This window comes from Acinetobacter sp. ESBL14, from assembly GCF_036668815.1.
Taxonomy (GTDB): domain Bacteria; phylum Pseudomonadota; class Gammaproteobacteria; order Pseudomonadales; family Moraxellaceae; genus Acinetobacter; species Acinetobacter gyllenbergii.
This window is the reverse complement of sequence record NZ_JAZEVS010000002.1, coordinates 447964-462525: the sequence shown is the minus strand read 5'-3', so window position 1 is coordinate 462525 and position 14562 is coordinate 447964. Positions and strand designations below refer to the sequence as shown.

15 protein-coding genes and 1 pseudogene are annotated in these 14562 nt (G+C 42.9%); 4 read left to right on the top strand and 12 right to left on the bottom strand.

All coding sequences use genetic code 11. The annotated features are described in order from the left end of the window. Positions 1-22: 22 nt before the first annotated feature. Both V6E90_RS10335 and V6E90_RS10330 read right to left on the bottom strand, forming a co-directional pair. Positions 23-1000: a putative solute-binding protein gene (locus tag V6E90_RS10335; protein ID WP_332605274.1), complete on the bottom strand. Its 978-nt coding sequence runs from the start codon at positions 998-1000 to the stop codon at positions 23-25. Positions 1001-1125: 125 nt separating this feature from the next. Further along, a complete protein-coding gene (locus tag V6E90_RS10330; RefSeq protein WP_332605273.1) occupies positions 1126-1944 on the bottom strand; it encodes an NAD-dependent epimerase/dehydratase family protein in 819 nt (272 codons plus the stop codon). A gap of 18 nt (positions 1945-1962) precedes the next feature. Between V6E90_RS10330 and recG the strand changes: the two genes are divergently transcribed. Further along, positions 1963-4008: an ATP-dependent DNA helicase RecG gene (gene recG, locus V6E90_RS10325; RefSeq protein WP_332605272.1), complete on the top strand. Its 2046-nt coding sequence runs from the start codon at positions 1963-1965 to the stop codon at positions 4006-4008. After that, positions 4001-4684, top strand: coding sequence for a ComF family protein (locus V6E90_RS10320; protein WP_016542821.1), 684 nt, complete (start codon positions 4001-4003; stop codon positions 4682-4684). Before recG ends, V6E90_RS10320 begins: the two co-directional genes overlap by 8 nt. On the opposite strand, the gene V6E90_RS10315 is transcribed toward V6E90_RS10320, so the two are convergent. Further along, entirely contained in the window at positions 4638-5033 is a 396-nt protein-coding gene (locus V6E90_RS10315) for an NUDIX hydrolase (RefSeq protein WP_016542820.1), read from the bottom strand. The two genes, V6E90_RS10320 and V6E90_RS10315, sit on opposite strands and share 47 nt — an antisense overlap. Positions 5034-5043: 10 nt before the next feature. Continuing rightward, the gene (locus V6E90_RS10310; RefSeq protein ID WP_262756399.1) at positions 5044-5628 is read right to left on the bottom strand and encodes a TIGR00730 family Rossman fold protein; all 585 of its coding nucleotides are present in this window, start codon (positions 5626-5628) and stop codon (positions 5044-5046) included. 172 nt (positions 5629-5800) lie between these two features. Between V6E90_RS10310 and V6E90_RS10305 the strand changes: the two genes are divergently transcribed. Both V6E90_RS10305 and V6E90_RS10300 read left to right on the top strand, forming a co-directional pair. Next, on the top strand, positions 5801-6814 hold the full coding sequence (locus V6E90_RS10305; RefSeq protein WP_004657647.1) for a magnesium and cobalt transport protein CorA: 1014 nt from the start codon (positions 5801-5803) through the stop codon (positions 6812-6814). Further along, positions 6805-7349: pseudogene (locus V6E90_RS10300) on the top strand (hypothetical protein). The gene V6E90_RS10305 and the pseudogene V6E90_RS10300 overlap by 10 nt, the downstream one beginning before the upstream one ends. 53 nt (positions 7350-7402) lie before the next feature. On the opposite strand, the gene V6E90_RS10295 reads toward V6E90_RS10300, so the two are convergent. From V6E90_RS10295 to V6E90_RS10260, 8 genes are all read right to left on the bottom strand, one after another. Then, positions 7403-7690, bottom strand: a complete 288-nt coding sequence (locus V6E90_RS10295; protein WP_332605271.1) for an STAS domain-containing protein — start codon at positions 7688-7690, stop codon at positions 7403-7405. Positions 7691-7699: 9 nt separating this feature from the next. After that, entirely contained in the window at positions 7700-8332 is a 633-nt protein-coding gene (locus V6E90_RS10290; RefSeq protein WP_016542816.1) for an MlaC/ttg2D family ABC transporter substrate-binding protein, read from the bottom strand. A gap of 19 nt (positions 8333-8351) precedes the next feature. Beyond that, entirely contained in the window at positions 8352-9026 is a 675-nt protein-coding gene (gene mlaD / locus V6E90_RS10285) for an outer membrane lipid asymmetry maintenance protein MlaD (RefSeq protein ID WP_023271256.1), read from the bottom strand. Next, a complete protein-coding gene (mlaE, locus tag V6E90_RS10280; RefSeq protein ID WP_016542814.1) occupies positions 9026-9805 on the bottom strand; it encodes a lipid asymmetry maintenance ABC transporter permease subunit MlaE in 780 nt (259 codons plus the stop codon). Before mlaE ends, mlaD begins: the two co-directional genes overlap by 1 nt. Next, complete coding sequence (locus V6E90_RS10275; RefSeq protein WP_016542813.1) at positions 9802-10620, bottom strand: ABC transporter ATP-binding protein; 819 nt, start codon at positions 10618-10620, stop codon at positions 9802-9804. The genes mlaE and V6E90_RS10275 overlap by 4 nt, the downstream gene beginning before the upstream one ends. A gap of 418 nt (positions 10621-11038) precedes the next feature. After that, positions 11039-12955 carry a DEAD/DEAH box helicase gene (locus tag V6E90_RS10270; protein WP_332605270.1) on the bottom strand — a complete coding sequence of 639 codons (1917 nt, stop codon included), beginning with the start codon at positions 12953-12955 and terminating at the stop codon, positions 11039-11041. A 373-nt stretch (positions 12956-13328) separates the two neighbouring features. After that, the gene (locus V6E90_RS10265) at positions 13329-13661 is read right to left on the bottom strand and encodes a hypothetical protein (RefSeq protein ID WP_016660135.1); all 333 of its coding nucleotides are present in this window, start codon (positions 13659-13661) and stop codon (positions 13329-13331) included. 64 nt (positions 13662-13725) lie between these two features. After that, entirely contained in the window at positions 13726-14556 is an 831-nt protein-coding gene (locus tag V6E90_RS10260; RefSeq protein ID WP_005238523.1) for an inositol monophosphatase family protein, read from the bottom strand. Positions 14557-14562: the final 6 nt, after the last annotated feature.

Below are 14562 nucleotides of genomic sequence, written 5' to 3'. Positions count from 1 at the left end.
TCGGTTGCCTTTTTTTAATGCGCTAACGACACTCTAAATACTTCGGATCATCCAAGCATCGCAGTCGTTTAATGAGCGATACAAAATACGCATCATAATAACCAGAGTCGACATAACGATTTCGAATCTTTACCACCATCGCGTCGTAGCCCTGTTTTTCATAACCTGAAATATCCGCCCAGTAATAAGCTGGTAAATGGTTTTCCCATTGAATGGCTTGTGCAGCAAGCACATTGCTGTTGCGTACAAACCAAGAGCGTATTTGATGACCGAAGCCTGTTGGGTAAGCTTGTGGCCGAATCACGATATTCATCGCAAAATACGCCATAGGGAAGTTGACGACCTGTGTGTCTGCACCAAATTCCTTTTTCAAGTTATACGGCAATATCCCATAAGCAGGTGCAGCCAAAATATCAATTTTTTTCTGCTTAAAAGATTCCACTGCATTGGAAAAATCAACATAGACGGGTTTAGCACCGACACTTTGCACCAAAGCCTGTTGTGGTGGATTATTTTCTAAAATTCCAATGCTTTTATTCTTTAACTGAGACACTTTATTAATCTGTTGGGTATTCATGATCATATAGGCTGTCCCAATCGGGATCATGCCCAACACTTCATAATCTCCACTCAGCATACGTTTTTCGACATTTGAATTATTCAGCAGTTGTAAAAATGTCCGAGCCACACGATTATTCGGAATCAGTCCAATCCCCCCACTTGTGCCCATAAAACGGTTATAGCGATAGGTATTAAAATTGGATGCCACCAAGCCTGAACATTTACGCTGATCAAAAGCTTGTATCGCCTTCTTTTCATTTTTAAAGGTTTGAAAGCTTAACTGAACTTGATTTTGTTGTGCGTACAGACGAATGTCCTGTAAACGACGACTGATATCGCCCTGTGTACTTAAAGGATCAAATACGCACCAAGACTGTTCCACAGCCCAACTTGCGGTTGTCATTAATCCGAATAAGATCATGCAAATTATTTTTCTCATGTATCACCTTTACGCCTCGCCGCAAACCATGTGCTTAATTTAGGCGGTTCCTTTCAGGAATCTATTGGTATTTATAATTCAAAATACATACCAACTCTTTAAACTTTCTTTACAGTCTAATCGAATTATTTTTCATTACTATGTACCCTTAAAGCCGCTGCATAGTCATTAAAGCAAATCAAATGGTCAAATTTAAAATCAATCTCAATTAATCGTGTCGCGTAAATTCGCTTGCCCGTGTGTTGTTCTGATACTAGTTTTAAGGGTTTTACATGAAGTTGCTGTTGAAACCACCATAATATTTCATGCATTGGTAGTGGTGTATTATTGCTAATGATATAACTTGCTTCAACTTTAGCTAAATTAACTAATAGCGCTAAAAACTTTGCTAAATCATCAATATGAATGCGATTACTAAAATGGATTGCGGGATAAGTTAGACTCTGTTCTGCCATTTTTTTGAGTCGGGCGATTGAAGTCCCATAAATACCAGTCGGACGCACAATAATACTCTGCTGCGGATAATGCACTTGCCAAAGTAACTCCATCTCCCTAAGAATGCACCCTTGCTCATCAGCAGGCTGTATCAGCGACTCATCATCAATCCGCTCACCTGCATTTTCACCATACACCCGAGTCGAGGACACGATCACGATCCGTTGCACAGCATGTCCCCTAAGTGCTGCAACAATCGGTGCAACACTGTCGACATAAGTATGTTGATAAGCATCAATCCCGCTTTGAGAGGGCGCCAAAATCACATAGACCACATCAATCGGGGCTATGCCTGTCAAATCCAGTTGTTGCACATCCTGAATATAATGGGTCGCGTAACAATCTGTTTTTTCACTGCGACTTATTGTGCTAATGTGGTGACCTTGCTCAAATAAGTGTTTAGCGACACGTTGAGATGTTTTACCATAACCAATAAATAAAATATGCATACACACCTTTGAGCAGAGATGACATCAGTTCAGCAATTACAAGGCGTTGGTGCTGCCGCAGCGACCCTCTTAGAAAAGCTTCATATTTTTAGCACGGATGATTTGTTATTCCATCTTCCTCGTGACTATGAAGATCGTAGCACTATTATTCCAATGAATCAGCTGATCGTTGGACGAAGTTACTTGCTTGAAGGTGAGGTTCGTTCTGTCGATTTCCCTCCGGGGAAAAAGAAATCGCTCGCTGCCCTGCTACAAGATGATTTTGGCAAAGTCACTTTACGCTTTTATCATATTTATAAAGGTCTGACTGATCGCATCCAAATGGGGCAACGATTACGGATTTTTGGTGAAGTCCGTGTTGGTGCACGGGGTTTGGAGCTATACCACCCTGAAATTCAGGTGATTCAACAACATACTGCTTTACCGAAAACCCAACTCACCGCGATTTACCCCAGCACCGAAGGCTTAACGCAGCCCAAGCTGCGTGAATATGTACGCCAAGCACTTAAGCATCATAGTGATGACTTAGCTGAATTATTGCCCAGCAAATACAGCAATGGTTATGAACTAAAACAGGCCCTACATTACATCCATGAACCACCGATTGATGCCAATATGTTGCAACTCAATCAGGGTTCACATCCAGCACAACAACGCTTGATTTTTGAAGAACTGGTTGCTCATCAAATCAGTTTACTCACCCGTCGTGCTTATATTCGGCAAATTTCTGCCCCGCGCTTTAGCAGCAGTAAAGTACTTGCCAAGAAGCTGTTAGAGGGTCTGCCCTTCCAAATGACCAATGCACAAAAACGGGTTTCCAAAGAAATTTTGCAGGATCTTAAACAAGATCAACCGATGTTACGTTTGGTGCAAGGCGATGTCGGTGCAGGTAAAACCCTTGTGGCTGCCGTGGCTGCCTGTCATGCGCTGGAAGCCGATTGGCAAGTGGCGCTTATGGCACCGACTGAGATTTTAGCTGAACAGCATTATTTAAACTTTAAACGCTGGTTTGAGCCTTTGGGCATTCAGGTTGCATGGCTGTCAGGCAAACAAAAAGGCAAAGCCAGAACTCAAGCTGAACAACAGATTAAAGAAGGTCATGCGCAACTGATCGTGGGTACGCATGCTCTATTTCAAGATACAGTCGGTTTCTCAAAGCTTGGTTTGGTGATTATTGATGAGCAGCATCGTTTCGGTGTTGATCAACGTCTTGCCTTACGCAATAAAGGTGCGGACCAGTTTACACCACATCAATTGGTCATGACTGCTACCCCAATTCCTCGGACACTCGCCATGAGTGCTTATGGGGATTTAGATACCTCGATTATTGACGAACTTCCGCCTGGACGCACCCCGATTCAAACCGTGACCATTCCATTAGAACGGCGTGAACAGGTATTACAACGCATCGCCACAAATTGTCGTGAAGGTAAACAAGCTTATTGGGTCTGTACTTTGGTGGAGCAATCCGAAACACTGGATGCGCAAGCGGCTGAAGCCACTTATCAAGAAATTAAAGAGCGCTTTCCAGACATCAACATTGGTCTGGTACATGGCAAGATGAAGGCCGATGAAAAGCAAAGTGTCATGCAAGCCTTTAAAGACAATCAGTCTCAGCTGTTAATTGCCACTACGGTGATCGAAGTCGGAGTCGATGTCCCGAATGCGTCGATCATGGTGATTGAAAATGCCGAGCGCTTGGGTCTTTCCCAATTGCATCAATTGCGTGGTCGAGTGGGTCGTGGTGCAACCGCCAGTTTCTGTGCCCTACTGTATAAAACCCCATTATCGCAGAATGGTCAGGAACGCCTTTCGATTTTACGTGAAAGCAATGATGGCTTTGTAATCGCAGAAAAGGATTTGGAAATTCGTGGGCCGGGAGAATTACTCGGCACCAAACAAACCGGAGATATGGGCTTTCGTGTCGCACGTTTAGAACGCGATGATCATCTGCTGACCCAAGCACATTATGTGGCTGAGCAAATCCTGAAAGAGTATCCACAGCATGCGGATGGACTACTCAAACGCTGGCTACCTGAAGCCCCAAGATATGCCTATGTTTAAACGACTTGGCACATCAGCACAGCAGATTTTTGATTATTTTACGCCTTGTAATCTCTGTGATATCGGCATGAAACGTCAATTTGGTGTATGCCACAGTTGCTGGCAACAACTGCCGTGGCTAAAGCAAAGTATTGAACGTAACCAACAACAAGTCTTGGTCGCCTGTGATTATGCCTATCCGATTGATCGGATCATTCAACAGTTTAAATATGAGCAAAAACTGCATCATCAAAGAATATTAGATGGCCTACTATTACAACTCAAACTTCCCAAAGTGCAGGCAATTGTGCCGATGCCCATCTCAGCTGATCGTCTAGCAGAACGTGGCTTTAATCAGGCCCTTCTACTCGCCAAGGCATTGAGCAAAAGCTTGAATGTCCCCGTCTGGCAACCCGTACAACGCTTGGCTCAGCACTCACAAAAAGGGCTATCCCGTTTAGAACGTCTTGAAAATATTGAGCAACAATTTGTGGCTGCACCACCCAACTCAATACGTTATCGCAAAGTCCTCATTGTCGATGATGTGTTGACCACAGGCAGCTCAATCAGCGCCTTATCCCAAGTCCTAAACCAACTCGGCTGCCAACACATCTATAGTGCTTGCGTAGCCGCCGCACAACCACGACAAACTAAGTTAATTGATTTTGCTGACACCACGGAATCACAATCTCTCTAGTTAAAGGCGCCAACACAGTGGCTTGATCATCCAATTCAATCCATTTCATTTCAGCAATTTCAGCAGCAATTTGAGGGGCCTGTTTTAATTCAACCGCATACACATAACTCACCAGCATATGATCTGGTTCATTGGCTGCAGCCGTTTCAAAACGACCAATGAATTGTTTCAATTCACATTCACAGCCAATTTCCTCCAAAATCTCACGTTGCATCGTGATTTCTGGTGCTTCATTGATTTCGAGCTTTCCGCCGACTTGCATAAAAGCATGCGTATTTTGTTTACGCACTAACAGCAATTGATTTTGTGCATTCAAAATCACAGCAGCCGCCACAGTGATGATTTTCACAAGTTGCTCCTTAAGCTTGAATTTCGGTCGTGGACATCCATTTTGGTGTCACTGGCTGGTAAGCCGAGAATGCCGCCAGAATATCCTCAATCTGCTCTGCAACAATCAGTTTATCGACAAAGCGTTCTTGACTAAAACCACGCTCAACAGAACCTTGCAGCATTTTAAGCAGATCATCATAGAAGCCCACAACATTTAAAAAGGCACACGGTTTCTGATGAATCCCTAATTGGCTCCAGGTCCATTGTTCAAAAATTTCTTCCAGTGTTCCTGCACCACCAGGCAATGCCACAAAGGCATCAGACAGCTCCGCCATTTTGGTTTTACGCTCATGCATATTGTTGACGACATGCAACTCGGTAAGACCTGTATGTGCCAACTCTCGATCAACCAAAGCATGAGGAATTACCCCAATGACACGACCACCAGCCTGTAAGGCACTATTGGCGACAACCCCCATTAAACCAGAACGGCCACCGCCATAGACCAAAGTTTGGCCTTGTGCAGCAATTGCCTGACCTGTTGCCTCTGCCATTTGCTGATAAATGGGATCATTACCGAGTGAAGAACCACAGAAAACACATATAGAATTCATACAATTAAAACCGTTTTATATAACTGTCATGCTGATAAAGTAGGCTATGTAACAAGATTTTTGAGAAAATAACGTTTAGGCAAGTGTTTTTCGTTTCATCCTTGTCTAAAATACACCCTGCTTTTCGGTAAACGACCGAAAACATTACACCGACTGCGCGAGGAAAAAAGACATGCTTGAAGCCTTTTATGCCACAGAGCGCGGTAGTCTAGAAGATGCAACCATCAACGGAGGTTTCGACCTCCACCCCGAACTGGTCTGGATTGATCTCATCGCCCCCTCCCAAGAAGAACAACAATGGGTTCTAGATGCGTATGACCGAAACTTACCGACCCTAAAGTCGCTTGAAGACATTTCATCATCGGCACGATTTTACCGTGATGATGATGGAATTTTGCATATCAGCACCTATTTTTTAACAAAGAATAAAAACTTTCAAGTCGATGGTGATACTGACGACTCCTTACCGATGCTCGCAATGGTACAAACGGTTGCATTTATTTTGCATAAAGATCGCTTATTTACCATGCGTGGTGAAAAGTTGGTTGCATTCCGTGCATTTCGTGCCCGCGCTCGTCGTAATGACTATGATATGGACTATAAAGACCCAACCTGGATCTTGCTCGGCCTACTTGAAGCGAAACTGGATGAGCTTGCGGATATCTTAGAAGATATCCACAAAGACCTAGAACGATATTCCACAGAAGTCCTGAATAACCACCATCGCGAAAAAATACTCGACTTAGATGACATGATTACACGCCTCGCCCAGCAAGAAGATATGCTGGGAAAGGCACAACTGTGTTTAATTGATTTACGCCGTGTATTGACCTTTTTAGCGCGGCCGCGTGCCTTAGGCAGTCATATTTATGATGCCGACATTCGCGAGTTGAGTGAAGATGTTCGCTCACTGGTCGAACATGATGCCTTCTTATTCCAAAAAGTACGATTCTTACTGGATACCACCTCTGGATTCATTAATACCGAACAGAATGACACGATTCGTCGATTCTCGATTTTACCCAGTATGCTTGCACCACCGATGCTAATTGCCAGTATTTATGGGATGAACACCGATGTACTGCCCTTTGCACACGGTAGCCTCAGTTTTTGGATTGTGATTGGTATTCTGATGGCCTTCCTAGTCCTACCCATGTTTTACTTCCGTTGGAAAAAATGGATCTAGACAAGAAAGGATTATTTCTATTTTTGAATATAATCCTTTCAATCTCAACAGCGTTTGCATGTGCACCACACTCCCCCAAAGATGTGTTTATCACACGTGTCCAATCTATACAAAAGCGGTCTTCTGACACCCAAAATCAATTTGAATTTCAGCATGTTCGCTTTGTATTTCAGCATTTTCTCACCAAGTTATTTACACCTAAACCCACCCAATGGCACAGTGATTTCCCTGCCAAAACAATAAAAACCAATGATTTAGTGATTGGTCTTGCCTATCCCGCAGATTCTGACGCCCCCAACAATTACCAGATCAGCACTCTGGCATTATTAGGTTGTGAGAAAAACATCATATCGATCGATCATCCCATTGCCCCCTTTACGGCATGGGATAACAAGTTAAAAGCTGCAGTAATACCCCATCTAGCATCAAATTATTGGATGGTTTTTTAGAATATGATCAAAATTATTATCTAGCAAAGTTACATCAAAAATATCCAAGCTGTGAGGCGCTATTTTCTGCTTTTCCCAAAAGTTAAGCATAAAAAAAGAGAGCTAAAAATAGCTCTCTTTTTCCACGCTGCCAGATCAATCAAATCAATTTCAAATCGTCTTGTAAATGGCACGCTTGGATGATTTTCAGCATCTTCTCAGACACATTTTTAAAATGCAGCCCTTTATTCTCAGGGGTTTGACGCAACCATTGCACCAAAACCGCCAAAGATAAAGTATTACCTTGTTCAAGCTGGGCCAAATCCACAACCAAAGGAAAATTCTTGTGTTGCTGAATATACTTTAAACCTGCCTGATAGATTTGCCCTGCATTTTCAAAATTAATCGTTTTAGAAACAATTAGTTGCTGATCAATATACTGAATCACACCACCACCTTATTTTTTGCTAACAGCAGCATCTGCATCTGGTTTAAATGTTGCAATCGCTTTATTGATGTCACCACCATTACGTTGAACCGTTGCAGCAAACTGGTTACGGAACTGTAAACCAAGGTCAATACCAGACACATTGATATTACGTACCTTCCATTGATTGCCCTTGTCGGTTAACTGGAACGATACTGGAATTTTTTCGCCATTATGCAAGAAGTCTAAAGTCACCACAGGGTTTTTACTGTTGGTCGATTTAAACGGACGCATGGTGTAGCTTTCGTTGGTATATTTCGCGAAAGCGCCGCCATAGTTCTCAATAATAACCGCACGGAAATTCTGTTCAAACTGAGCACGCTGTGCAGCCGTAGTGTACTGATTATTTGCATAAGTACCCAACACAATACGGGTAAACGCTTGTGAGTCTACATATGGGTCAAGGTTTTGACGAATAATGGTACGAACCAAAGCTGGATTATTCTGTAATTTTGCATTATCTGCTTTTAAACGTGTAATCAAGCCATCAGCCACACGCTTCACAAAATCAGGCGGGGTCTCTGTAGGTGCTGCAAATGCCGCACTTGCAAGCATAGTTGATAAAACGCTTGCTGTTAGAGTTTGTTTCAATAATGTATTCACTTCAATCTCCTAACCTGAATTACTCAACAAAAGACGGTTCTGCTTCAGCAGCGGGCTGCGAAGCTGAACTTTCTGTCGCAGTTGAGCTTGATGTGGCTTTGCCAGCACCGCCAGTAATAAACTTACTGATTAAATCTTCTAAATCCATTGTTCCTTGGGTATTTGAAACCACGTCACCACGTTTTAAGTAGTTCACACCACCACCGGGTACAACTTTCAAATATTTCTCACCCAAAAGACCATTGGTTGCAACCATAATATAAGCATCTTCATCCAAAGTTGTGATGGAGGTCATGTTTGCAATAAGTTGCTGTTCCATTTCTTTTTGTTTCGCAGCATCTGCCTGTTGATAATCAGCGCTATAACGCAATTCTTCAAGTGCATTCTTTTGCACTTCTTTTAATTGCTCTGGGTTAAAACTCGTCAACTTACCATCCAGATCAAATTTGACTGTTGCTAGACGTGTCACAGGATCAAGCGTAATCGACTCCACACGACCAATTGTCACACCACTCATGGTCACTTTCGCACGTGCCTTTAAACCATTTACGTTATCAAACTGCGCTGTCATGCTATAGCTATCACGTAAATTAGTACCGACTAAACCACTGACTTTCATCGCAAGAAAAAATAGAGCGATACCGAAGATAATGACAAAAATACCTACGGCCAGCTCACTAGTACGTGATTTCATTAAATCCCTCCGAACATGACCGCAGTCAACACGAAATCAAAACCTAATACACAAAGTGAAGAATATACAACCGTTCTCGTCATTGCGGTCGCGATACCTTCTGGCGTCGGATCACAAGCATAACCTTGATAGACCGCTACCCATGTACAAACTAAAGCAAATACAATGCTTTTGATGATGGTGCCATTAAAAATGTCATGCCAGAATTGTACGCTGCTTTGCATACCTCCCCAGAATGAACCTTCATCTGCTCCCAAGAAATCAACACCAACCATTTTGCCGCCAATAATACCAATGGTTGCAAAAATCACCGTGAGCATTGGCAAGCTGACAATCCCCGCCCACAAACGAGGTGAGACGATTTGTCTGAGTGGATCAACACCAATCATTTCCATGCTAGCAAGTTGTTCACTCTGTTTCATCGAACCAATTTCAGCGGTTAATGCTGAACCCGCGCGTCCCGCAAATAACAATGCAGCAACCACAGACGCCAGTTCACGAAGCAATGTCAATGAAATCGCTGTACCTAGCATTGCTTCACTACCGAAGGTCACCAAAATGCTGTACATCTGCAAGCCCAGTACTGCACCAATAAACAAACCTGAAACCGCGATAATCAGCAGGGACATGACCCCGACACGATACATCTGATAAATAAAGCGCTGAAACCCGCCTTTCGATGGCATGGAAAATAAAACTTGTAAGAGCATCAGCGCCGCAGCACCAATCCCCTTTATCCGCTCAATAACGAGTCTACCTAACCAGGCAATCGCATTCATGGACGAACCTCGTTATCTAAATATGCTTGGTGTGTAAATTGATATTCCACAGGTCCTTCTATTGAACCTGTTAAAAATTGGCGTACAAATGGTGAGGCATGATTTTTTAATTGTTCAGGTGAGCCTTCACCCTGAATTTTACCTTCAGCAACTACATAAATATAATCTGCAATCGACAAGGTCTCTGCAACATCATGCGAGACAATAATCGTTGTTAAATCGAGTGCTTCTCTGAGTGAGCGAATGAGACGAGTTAAGACCCCCATAACAATCGGGTCTTGGCCTGCGAAAGGCTCATCATACATAATCAATTCAGGATCAAGAGCAATCGCACGCGCCAAAGCAACACGACGGTTCATACCACCAGACAGCTCAGACGGCATTAACTGTTCAGCACCACGTAAACCCACTGACTCCAGTTTTAAACCCACCAATTCTGCAATGATATGTTCAGGAAGCTGGGTATGTGCACGAATTGGGAAAGCGACATTTTCGTAGGTCGACATATCAGTAAATAAGGCACCACTTTGAAATAACATCCCCATACGCGCACGCGCAGCAAATAATTCGTGGCGAGACATGGTCGCAATGTTTTTACCATCGAGCAGCACTTCGCCCTGATCAGGAATCAATTGCCCGCCGATCAAGCGCAATAAGGTGGTCTTACCTGTACCAGAAGGACCCATAATTGCAGTAATTTGACCACGTCGAATTTTAAGACTGATATCGTCATAAATGACGCGTTCTCCTCGACTAAAGCTCAAGTTTTTAACTTCAATTAAGGCTTCTGTATCGAGAGGAGAGTTGTTATTCATAATGGCATTCATTCCTGCACTTTTTATGCACGCATACTATACACTGAAACATTAAACGCTTGTTTTTATTTTGATAACCGATGTATCAAGATTATTTAATTTATGTAGTTATTCTTTGAAACAGTTTGACTGGTGGTATGTTGGGAATTGGCATTAAAAGAATCAGAGTGATTGGTATCAAACAATGCATACGCAAAAAATAAGCCATTACAGAGCATTAAAATGACAAATAGACACGGCAGCCCTTCACTACACATGAAAGACCAAGTTTGACTCAAAAGACTTTTATTTTGCTTAACCCTATTCATTTCTTATTTAAAATTTGAATTAGTACACATTTTTATAATTTTACATGACTAACACAAAATAAAAAAGCCAGTTTTTCAACTGGCTTCTTGTTTTTATCGGTTTTTAACGATTAAAAATCGTTTTTGCGACGACGGTCGCCACCGAAAGTTTCTTCACGTGAACCGCGTACTGGACGCTCATCGCTACCAAACTTACGCTTTGGACGGTCTTCACCACCGAAACTGCGTTTTGGACGATCATCACCGAAGCTACGCTTTGGACGGTCGCCGAAGCCACCTTCACGTTGTGGACGATCACCGAAATCACGTTTTGGACGGTCACCGAAGCTACCTTCACGACGTGGTTTGTAGTCTACACGGTTACCACGGTTGTCATCATTCGAATCAAAACGCGGCTTATCATTGAAACCACCTTCACGACGTGGGCGATCAGAATTGAACTCGCGACGTGGACGGTCTTCACCACCAAAGCTACGCTTTGGACGATCATCAAAACCACCTTCACGGCGTGGACGATCTGAATTGAACTCGCGACGTGGACGGTCTTCGAAACCACCTTCACGGCGTGGACGATCAGAGTTGAACTCGCGACGTGGACGGTCTTCGAAACCACCTTCACGGCGTGGACGATCTGAATTAAATTCGCGACGTGGACGATCTTCACCACCAAATGATGGACGTTCACCACGAGGTTTGTCATCGAAGCTACGACGTGGACGATCATCACCGCCTTCACGACGTTTGAAGTTACCTTCGCCTTCAAAACGACGACCACCGCCGAAACCACCACGACCACGACCGCCGCCATCACGACCACCGCGACCACGACCACCGCCATCACGACCTGAACGCGCAGGAGGTGGAGATGGCTCTAAACCTTCGATTTCAGATACATTCAAACGTGCATCTAAATAATCTTCTAAAGCACGGATTTTACCACGCTCACGGTAAGTCGCTAAAGTTACCGCCTGACCTGTACGGCCAGCACGACCTGTACGACCAATACGGTGTACATAGTCTTCATTTTTCATCGGTAAACCGAAGTTAATGACGTGAGAAATGGTTGGTACGTCTAAACCACGTGCTGCTACGTCAGTTGCAACCAAGATTTTTGCACGACCTTCACGAATGCTACGTAAACGACGGTTACGCACTGTTTGTGGCATTGCACCGTGCAACGCAACAACTGAGTGACCTGCTTCCGCTAATTCTTCAGCAAGCATATCGGTATCTTCTTGCGTGCTTGCGAATACAACAGCTTGATCTACTGATTCGTCAGATAACCAATGTGTAAGTAATTTTTTCTTGTGTTCAAAACCATCCGTCCAATGTAATGTTTGAGTTACATCAGTGTTGGTGCTGTGACCTGTTTCAATCGCAATACGTTGTGGATCATTCATCATGCGCTCAGCAAGACGGATAATACGATCTGCAAAAGTTGCAGAGAACATCAACGTTTGGTTACGGTTAGCAGCTAATTCACCAATTGCTTCTAAATCTTCAGCAAAGCCAAGATCAAGCATACGGTCAGCTTCGTCAACGATTAAAGATTCAACTTTATCAAGTTTTAATTGACGACGGTTTACAAGATCAAGTAAACGACCAGGAGTCGCAACAACTACTTGTGCACCTTTAAGCTGTTGGATTTGTTTACCAAAAGGCATACCACCCATAATTGCAGCAATACGAACACCTTTCATGTGACGTACAAATGCAATCGCGTCTTGGCTAACTTGTTGAGCCAATTCACGTGTAGGAGAGATAACTAAAATTGTTGGCTGGGTAACAGCTTTCATGCGCTCTTTAAATGGCACAAAAGTTTCTTCACCCGCTAACGCGTTTAATGTAGGAAGTAAGAATGCTGCTGTTTTACCAGAACCTGTCTGGCTTGAAACTAATAAATCTTTTCCTTCTAACGCAGCTGGAATCGCTTGTTCTTGCACAGGAGTTGGCGTAGTAAAACCTAAACCTTCTAGGGCTTGTTGTAAGGTTTCGTGCAAAGAAAATTCGGCAAAAGTTTTGCTCATAGAGAGTTTCACCCTTGTGGGTGCTCCATTTTAATAAATACAAAAAATAGACATCGGCAACAAGCGGCAAAGCGACTCAAGCTGAAAATAGATGAAATTCAGCGGCGATCCGAATAACGACGATGTGGACTAAACGCACGCTTGATTACTGCCTCAACCTGAAGAATCGCTAAGCGATTTGGGCGCAAGATGTGGTCCTCTCTATGGACAGCGTGCGCTAATATGAATAGAACTGAATGTTCAGGTAATGAACTGGAATTTAAGTGCGTGGGCGGATTATAGCAGAATAATTTTAAAAGTCACCTTTTTTAATTGGTTTTTTCAATTTCATCACACTTTATATTTGTATCCAAGCCACAGCAAAAACAAAAGATTAAGAATAATTAGGTACTTGAGTAAAAATTTTTCCTATATCTAAAGATTCATCATTTAATATATTTTCAATAGTGCTTACCAAACACTCAATCGTCATTTCTTTAACAACCAACATATCGGCGCACCAAAAATAAGAACCCAAAGCAGACTCACCTGTTCTACTATCTTTAGTCATTAAATATTGAATATTAGCGAGTGTAAACGCACTTCCAGAAAATGTCTTACCATTCACAGTTAACCAAAAATCAATATTTTGTTCTTCAATTTTATCCTCCTGTATTTCATGAGATGTTTTTATATAAAATCGCTCATTCTCATAAATGATCTTCATAACTTCCACTAACCAAAAGTAAAAAAACCCTCAAATACTGAGGGTTTTTTTTGAAATCTACAAATTATTTTGCAGCATCGCCCCAAGCTGGAACAACCGCTTGCATTAATGGTTTTAACATTTTAAGCGAACATGCAAGCACTTGACCATTGTCAAATGACTCACTCCCACCACGCGCATCAACCACAACACCGCCTGCTTCTTTCACAATCAACTCACCCGCAGCGATATCCCACGGTTTTAAGCCCAACTCAAAGAAACCATCAAAACGACCAGCTGCAACATAAGCTAAATCTAATGCAGCAGAACCACCGCGACGGATTTGTGCGCCTGCTTTAGTTACAGCCAATAATGAAGCGAAATGTTGTTCTGCATAAGAAACAATTTCACCATTACGCTTTGCACGATATGGATGACCGACTGCAAGGAAAGTATTTTCCAAGCTATCTTTTACATTGACACGAATACGGCGTTGATTCATCACTGCACCGCGACCACGGCTAGCAGAGAATAATTCATCACGGACTGGATCATAAATCACACCGTGTTGAGTCACACCTTTATGTTGTACAGCAATCGAAATACAGAAATGCGGAAAGCCGTTGATAAAGTTTTGCGTACCATCTAAAGGATCAATCACCCAGCACCAATCTGCATCGTGACCTTTACCTTCTTGCATACCAAACTCTTCACCAAGGAAGCTGTGGTTTTTATAACTTTTACGAAGCGTTTCAATTGTCAATTCTTCCAAGTAACGATCAACACGCGTTACTGGGCCATCAATGCCTTTTTCTTCAACTTGTAAATCGAGTTTATGACGATTTTGATGAGCCTTTAAAAGCTCTTGACCAACTGTTTGAGCCGCACGCGCAGCCATAACCACCATAGGTTCCATTGAACA